Here is a 7,573-nt window from a genome sequence, read left to right on the forward strand (position 1 = left end):
TGGAGATCACCCACGCCAACCTCACCAGCTACGTGATGGGCACCGTCGACTTCGCTTCCGCCGACCCGGCCGACGCCGCCCTGATCTGTGTACCGCCGTACCACATCGCCGGCGTGAGTGCGGCGCTGTCGAACCTGTACGCGGGCCGTCGCGCCATCTACCTGCAGCGCTTCGACCCGGCCGCCTGGCTGCGCCTCGTCCACGACGAGGGAGTCACCAACGCCACTGTGGTGCCCACGATGCTCGACCGCATCATCGCCGCCTACGAGAAGGACCCGGTCGAGCTGCCCACGCTGCGCAACCTCGCCTACGGCGGTTCCAAGGTGCCGCAGCCGCTCGTGCGCCGCACCCTCGACCTGCTCGGCGACGTGGGCCTGGTCAACGCGTACGGTCTCACCGAAACCAGCTCCACCATCGCGGTTCTGGGTCCCGACGATCATCGCGAGGCGTACGGATCGGACGATCCGGCAATCGCCCGGCGCCTGGGTTCGGTGGGTCGCGCGGTGCCCGGCATCGAATTGCAGATCCGTGACGCCGACGGCACGGTGCTCGGTGCCGACGAGACCGGTGAACTGTTCATCCGTGGCCCGCAGGTATCGGGTAAGTACACCGGTATCGGATCGGTCCTCGACGCCGAAGGCTGGTTCCCCACCAAGGACATCGCGAGCATCGACGCCGACGGCTACCTGTTCATCGGCGGCCGTTCCGACGACACCATCATCCGCGGCGGTGAGAACATCGCCCCCGCCGAGGTGGAGGACGCGCTGGTGGAGCACCCGCAGATCCGTGAGGTCGTCGCGATCGGTGTCGCCGATCCCGAATGGGGACAGGCGATCGTGGCCGTCGTCGTGCGTGAGGACGGTGTTACCGAGGCCGATCTCGACGCCGACGCCGTGCGGGAGTTCGCCCGTACCAAGCTGCGTGGCTCCCGCACCCCCGACCACGTGGTGTTCCGGGACGAACTACCCTCTACCGCAACAGGAAAGATCCTCCGCCGCGTGCTGGTGGACGAATTGACCCCCGCTACAGCGGAATAGCAGCCCGAGAACTTAGGAGTAGACGAATGGTGAAGAACGGAACCCGCTTCGAGAGCCAGGTGTGCGACACCCAGGTGATCGTGATCGCCGCCGCCGACAGCCTCGACGACCTGCGCTGCGGTGGCGCGCCGATGATCGCGGTCGGCGGCGAGAAGGACGCCGGCGCCACGCTGAACGAGGCGTTCGCCGACGGCGCGGTCCTCGGCAAGCGCTACGTCGACGCCGACGGAGCCGAGGTGCTGGTCACCAAGGCAGGCAAGGGTTCGCTGTCGGTCGGCGACACCCTGCTGGTGTTCAAGGAATCCAAGGCCCTGCCGTCCAGCGACTGAGGCTGGGGGATCCGACCTAAGTCATGAGCAATGTCGCTGTTATCGGGGCCGACCGGGCCGTATCGGTTCAGTCCACCGCCGACGTACCCCTCACCGCCGACGAGGTGCGTGTCGACGTCGCCTACTGCGGCGTGTGCGGGTCGGACCTGCACCTGTTCTTCGACACACCCGAGCCGATGACCGGGCATGTGCTGGGCCACGAATTCTCCGGCACCATCAGCGAACTCGGGTCCGGTGTCGAAGGCTGGTCGGTCGGCGACAACGTGGTGGTGCTGCCCATCGACGAGTGCGGCGAGTGCCTCGCGTGCCGGCGGGCCGACGGCACCGGCGTCTGCGTGGCCGGCCTGACACAGGGACCGGGCCTCGGACGTGCGGGTGCTCTCGCCGAATCGGTGGTGGTTCCCGCGCGGATGCTGTTCGCGGTGCCCGACAGTCTGGACCTGCGGACCGCAGCCCTCACGGAACCGTTGGCGGTGACCCTGCGCGGGGTATGGCATTCGGGTGCCCAGGCCGGTGACAGCGTTGTCGTGATGGGAGCCGGCCCGATCGGGCTGCTGGCGACGCAGGCGCTGCATGCCCGCGGAATCACCGATGTGCTTGTGGTGGAACCGAATCCGGATCGCCGCCAGCTTGCCGAACGATTCGGGGTCGCGGCTACCGCGCCCGACGACCTGTTCGCGCGGGCGGCGCAGCTCGCGGGTCCGGTACGGGCCGTGCTCGACTGTACCGGTAATGCGGCGGTGCTCGCGCACTCGCTGAGTGTGCTCGGCTACGCCGGAACCGTCGTCATCCTCGGTATCACCGTCGAGGCGTCCGAGATCTACACGATGCTGTTGGCCGTCAACGAGCTGCCCATCGTCGGCCCCCCCGCGTACAGCCGCCGTGACTTCGCCGAGGCGCTCGACGCCCTCGCCTCCGGCCGCGTCAATTCCGATGCCCTGATCACCTCGGTCATCGGCCTCGACCAGGTCGACGCCAAACTTCACGAACTCGCATCCGGAACGAGCCCGGACGTCAAGGTGCTGGTGCAGCCGGGTCTACTTGAATCATGATTCAAGTAGGGTTAGCCTGCGAAGGAACCCAACCGTCCCGTAGGAGGCCCCCGATGTCGTGGTCGTCGAACGAAATTCATCTCGCGAACCGTCCCACCGGATACCCGGACGACGACACGTGGAGTTCGGCGACCGTTGAGGTGCCCGAACCGGGTGAGGGCGAGTTGGTGGTGAAGGTCGACTACATCTCCCTCGACCCGGCGATGCGGGGCTGGCTCAACGACGTGCGGTCCTACATTCCGCCGGTCCAGATCGGTGAGGCGATGCGCGCGATATGCACCGGCAGCGTCGTCGCGTCGCGGCATCCCGACTTCGCCGTCGGCGACACCGTCGCGGGCACCTTCGGCGTCGTCGAGTACGCGCTCAGCAACGGCACAGGTGTCTACAAGATCGACCTGGGCGTCGCCGGTGCCCCGACTTGGCTTGGCGCACTGGGCATGACGGGCATGACCGCGTATTTCGGGCTGCACGACGTGGGCCGCATCAAGGCGGGGGAGACGGTGCTCGTGTCGGCGGCCGCGGGTGCGGTGGGCAGCGTCGTCGCCCAGCTCGCCAAGGCCGAGGGCTGCCGCGTCATCGGCATCGCCGGCGGCCCCGGCAAGGTGGCCTGGCTCAAGGAGATCGGCCTCGACGACGCCATCGACTACAAGAACGAGAACGTCCTCAAACGACTGCGCGAGGTCGCACCCAAGGGCATCGACGTCTACTTCGACAACGTCGGCGGCGACATCCTCGACGCCGCTCTGGCCAACCTGCGGCGCGGTGCCCGCGTCGTCATCTGTGGCGCTGTCGCGGGCTACAACGACGAGGCCCTCCCGCCTGGCCCCAAGCGCTACATGTCGCTGCTGGTCTTCCGGGCCACGATGACCGGTTTCGTCGTCTTCGACTACGAGGACCGCTACCCCGAAGCCGTCGCCGCCATCTCCGCGATGATCGCCGACGGCCGTCTGGTCGCCCGCGAAACGACCCTCGACGGCGGCGTGCAGGCCTTCCCGGAAGCGCTGCTCGGCCTGTACGCAGGCGTCAACACCGGCAAACTCGTCCTCAAGGTCTGACCGGCGGGGCGTCGCCAAGCGGAGTCGAGGTGCAAAGTTGATTTGGCATCTGGAGCAAAGTGCAAAGTAAAACGTCGTTTTACTTTGCACCTGCAAAGTGAAACGACGTTTTACTTGCTACTTTGGGCATATGGATGCAGCCAAGTTCGTCGACGGAGCGTTCGGTCGCCCGGCCATAGGTGTCGGGGCAGCGTCGTTCACCTACTACCGGCCGCATCCGATCCCTACAGATATCGATCTCGCCCCCCTCACCGTCTTGGCACTGTCCGAGGCCGATGCCGCGCTGGGACTCTTGAACGGACTGGGCAGGCTGATCCGTGATCCGGAGATGCTGCTCGGATCGTTCGTTCGAAAGGAGGCGTTGGCGAGTACCCGGATCGAGGGCACCAACGCCTCGTTGTCGGAGGTTCTCGAAGCCGAGGCCCGTGACGGCGGACCGGTCACTGACGACGTCGCGGAGGTCGAGCGCTATCTGGCTGCGACCGACCTGGCCATCTCTTTGACGGCCGACTTGCCGATCACCGAACGTCTGATCAGGCAGGTGCACGCCGAACTTATGGCGGGTGTACGGGGGCAGGAGCGTCACCCGGGCGAGTTTCGGCGCTCACCGGTATGGATCGGTGCGGCCGGTGCGACTCCGAATTCGGCGCGGTTCGTGCCGCCGCTGCCCGAGTACATCGGTGAGCTGATGACGGACTGGGAGAACTACGTCAACCGACCTTCACAGGTGCCGACGTTGGTACGCGCGGCCATGTCGCACTATCAATTCGAGACCATTCACCCGTTCCTCGACGGCAATGGGCGTATCGGGAGGCTTCTGGTGGGACTCTTTCTGATGTCGACGGGGCGTCTCACCCGACCTCTGCTGTATCTGTCCGGTTACCTGGAAGCCAACCGGAGCGAGTACTACGAACGGCTCCAAGGTATTCGTGAGCGCGCAGAGGTTCAAGAGTACTTGCAATTCTTCTTCGTCGCCGTTCGGAGACAGTCCGAGGATGCGGTCTCGAGAGCGGGTCGCCTCGTCGAACTCAGGGAACGCTACTACCGGCAGGTGGAGATGGAGCGATCGCGTGTGGCAGCGCTCATCCCCCTCATCTTCGGTACGCCGTTCATCCATGCGCGCCGAATCGAGCTGTCGTTCGCGAACTCCGGCGGTCCGATTACGACGCAAGGTGCGCGGAACCTGCTCGCAAAGGCGGAGGAACTGGGCTGGGTCTCCCGGTACGGAGGTCTGGGAAAGGGTTCCCGCACTGTCTATTTGGCTCGCGACGTCTTCGAGATCATCGAGGCCCCAACGAATTACGAGCAATAGATTTCCGGGCTCAGCTCCAGATCTCGATGAGTTCGTCGGTGGTGACGACGGTGCTCAGGAGCGAGAGGGTGTTCTTGAGGATGGCTCGGCCGTAGTCGGTGGGGATGCCGGCGACGGCGTCGCTCGGGAGTACGACGTCGTAGGACTTGTTGACCGCGTCCATGATGAAGTTGGGGATCGCCACGTTCAGCGAAACACCGACTGGGACGATCGTTGTCACGCCCAGGTTCCGCAGGACCGAGTCGAGGTCGGTACCGCACATCGGGCCGAGGCCGTGCAGTCGGGTGAGCACGAGGTCCGACGGCTCAGGACCGAGTTCGGGTACGACCGCGGCGCCGTGGCTACCGGGCTCGGCCGACAGTGTCTTGGCGCCGTAGGCGAAGAGGGCGGCGTTGTGATTGGAGCCGCGGCCGTCGGCGCGCCGGGTCACGACGCAATGGATGACGCTGACGCCGGCCGCCCGCGCCACCGGAAGCAGCCGCGCGATATTGGGCACCGCCTCGCGTTGTGCTTCCTCGGCGAGCGCGGCCAGTCCCGCATTCGCGCCGACCACCGCCTCCTGGCATTCCTGTGTGACGATCGCGGTGTGTGCAGGCCGGACGAGCTCGGCAAGGGGTCGTGCCACCGTGGGCTCCGTATCAGTTGGTGTGCAAGGCTACTGTTGAACCAATAGTAACCATCTCAGTACTGCGCTCGACGCCGTTCCGGTCGTCGGCCGCAATCTCACACGGATCCAGCCATCACGCGAACCTTCGTGAGATTAGCGGTGGCCTAATCTCACAAGGAATCGCAGTTTTGGTAGATCCTTGTCAGATTAGAGGTGCTCTAATCTGACAATCGCCTGGTGGTGGGGGCGGAGTTGTTCGTGAGCTTCATCGGGGTCGATCGACGTCGCGAGCTTGAGTAGATGGTGCAAAGTGTCCTCGACAGTGCCGATGACGGGCGGATCGCCGTCACTCGGGAGAGCCAGTCGGTGGACTTCGGTGTCGGTGGGGCCGGGGGTGATCGCGTTGACGCGGATTCTGTTGTCCGGCAGACGAGCCGTCGGGCATGTCGATATGACTCAACTACCGAGGTGGTCGATCAGCGTGCGGGGTACGGACATTACGTCGCAGCGCCCGCGCCCACCGTCTCCTCGGCTTTGCTCGGCGGGTCGCCGGGACGCCAGTCGGCGTCGACGTCGTAGAACTGCAGTGCCCAGCGGCGCATGGCCATATACGGTTTGGCGTCGATCCGGTCGAGCGGGGGGCGCTCGACGTACTTCTGGTAGCGCCAGATGCTCAGGTCGTCCCACACCGTTTGCAGGAAACGCTTTTCCACCAGCTTCTGGACTTCCGGCGGTGGTACGTCGGAGGTTTCGCCCTCGGGCTTGGGCCACCAGATCGTGTAGAACAGGTCGGACTTGCCCTGGTCGGTGGGGGTGCAGGCGAAGATCAGCCGATGTTGTTGCACGCCTTCGAAAGCGGTGATCGCGTAGCCCAGACCGGCGATGTGGCTGTGCACGCGCAGCGACATCGCGTTCGGGTCCTCGCTGCTCACGTCGGGCCAGCCGGTGAGGAACTGCCATTCGTTGTCCTGGATCTCCCACTTGAGGCAGACCGGGGTGACGGTGGCGTGGTGAACGTAGCGGAAATGTGCACTGTCCGGGGCGTTTTCGGCGACGATCTGCGGGTGGACGTTCTCGTTCTCGCATTTCACCGAGAACTCCGGATACGACCGGTAGTACTTGTCCGGAGTGTCGGTGACCTCGGGGAACTTTGAGAAGATATCCGGTGGCGACCAGCGGGGTGCCTCGCCGTGCGGGTGATACCACATGAACACGACGCCATACTGCTCGTGAATCGGATACGACCGCAGCCGCATCGTCTTCATCGTCCGCCCGGGCTCCGACGGCATATATGCGTGCCTGCCATCGGGTCCCCAGCGCCAGCCATGGAATGGGCATTGGATACAGTCGCCGACGACCTTGCCGCCGTAGCCGAGGTGCGCGCCGAGATGCTTGCAGTTGCCGGTGAGTACGTGGATCTCACCGTTGTCGTCGCGGTAGCCGACCAGGTCCTCGCCGAAATAGTGCAACGGCCTGGTCTGGCCCTGCTCGAACTCCTCGGACCAGCCGATCACATACCAACCGGTCGCGAACCACGTGAACGGAACTTCCATGGCGATACTCCTCTGTGCGGGCTGTTAAGTCTGCGGTGCTACGTCTGCTGCGCGGCGGCGGCCTGAATCTGCTGCTCCCACGCGGCAAGTTTTTCCTCGGCGCTGGTCTGGTGGTGGCTCAGTGCCCGGATGGAGACGTCGTGACCCTCCGCCTGCGCACGCAGGGCCCCGACGGTGCACTGCTCCTTCGGGATGTGTTTGAACGGGTCGAAGTTGTACCACTTCATGGTGTTCTCGAAGGTGATCTTGTTGATCTCGTCGTCGGGAACCTGCGCCTCGGAGAAGACATTCCACAGTTCCTCGGGGGCATTGGGCCACATGGAATCCGAATGCGGATAGTCCATTTCCCACGAGATGTTGTCGACGCCGATCTCGTGGCGCAGCTTGACGCCGAGCGGGTCCGAGATGAAGCAGGTGAGGAAGTGCTCCCGGAACACCTCGCTGGGCAGCTTGCCGCCGAAGTTCTGCAGTGTCCACGTCGAATGCATGTCGAAGGTGCGGTCGACGCGCTCGAGGAAATACGGAATCCAGCCGGTGCCGCCCTCGGACAGGGCGATCTTGAGATCCTTGTATTTCTTGATCGGCGCCGACCACAGCAGGTCGGCGGCGGCGTTGACGATGTTCATCG

At 64.9% G+C, this 7,573-nt stretch carries 8 protein-coding genes; 5 read left to right on the forward strand and 3 right to left on the reverse strand.

Going from position 1 to position 7,573, the window contains the following annotated elements:
• The 5 genes from Q0627_RS00105 to Q0627_RS00125 all read left to right on the forward strand — a co-directional run.
• A partial coding sequence (locus tag Q0627_RS00105) for a class I adenylate-forming enzyme family protein (RefSeq protein ID WP_298807106.1) occupies positions 1-1,037 on the forward strand: 1,037 nt, incomplete at its 5' end.
• 26 nt (positions 1,038-1,063) lie between these two features.
• Positions 1,064-1,366, forward strand: coding sequence for a hypothetical protein (locus tag Q0627_RS00110; protein ID WP_291016641.1), 303 nt, complete (start codon positions 1,064-1,066; stop codon positions 1,364-1,366).
• 23 nt (positions 1,367-1,389) lie between these two features.
• A complete protein-coding gene (locus Q0627_RS00115) occupies positions 1,390-2,418 on the forward strand; it encodes an alcohol dehydrogenase catalytic domain-containing protein (RefSeq protein WP_298807107.1) in 1,029 nt (342 codons plus the stop codon).
• A 53-nt stretch (positions 2,419-2,471) separates the two neighbouring features.
• Positions 2,472-3,473, forward strand: coding sequence for an NADP-dependent oxidoreductase (locus tag Q0627_RS00120; RefSeq protein ID WP_291016637.1), 1,002 nt, complete (start codon positions 2,472-2,474; stop codon positions 3,471-3,473).
• A gap of 130 nt (positions 3,474-3,603) precedes the next feature.
• Positions 3,604-4,785 (forward strand): Fic family protein, encoded by a 1,182-nt coding sequence (locus tag Q0627_RS00125; protein WP_291016634.1) that lies wholly within the window; start codon positions 3,604-3,606, stop codon positions 4,783-4,785.
• 10 nt (positions 4,786-4,795) lie between these two features.
• Here the strand turns inward: Q0627_RS00125 and Q0627_RS00130 are convergent, their stop codons facing one another.
• From Q0627_RS00130 to Q0627_RS00140, 3 genes are all read right to left on the reverse strand, one after another.
• A complete protein-coding gene (locus tag Q0627_RS00130; RefSeq protein WP_291016632.1) occupies positions 4,796-5,410 on the reverse strand; it encodes a cysteine hydrolase in 615 nt (204 codons plus the stop codon).
• Between the two features lie 479 nt (positions 5,411-5,889).
• Positions 5,890-6,945 carry a Rieske 2Fe-2S domain-containing protein gene (locus tag Q0627_RS00135; RefSeq protein WP_291016630.1) on the reverse strand — a complete coding sequence of 352 codons (1,056 nt, stop codon included), beginning with the start codon at positions 6,943-6,945 and terminating at the stop codon, positions 5,890-5,892.
• Positions 6,946-6,983: 38 nt separating this feature from the next.
• Positions 6,984-7,573 (reverse strand): amidohydrolase family protein (locus Q0627_RS00140; RefSeq protein ID WP_298807108.1); only part of this gene is annotated, 590 nt, incomplete at its 5' end.

It is taken from the genome of uncultured Gordonia sp., from assembly GCF_937858515.1.
Classification (GTDB): domain Bacteria; phylum Actinomycetota; class Actinomycetes; order Mycobacteriales; family Mycobacteriaceae; genus Gordonia.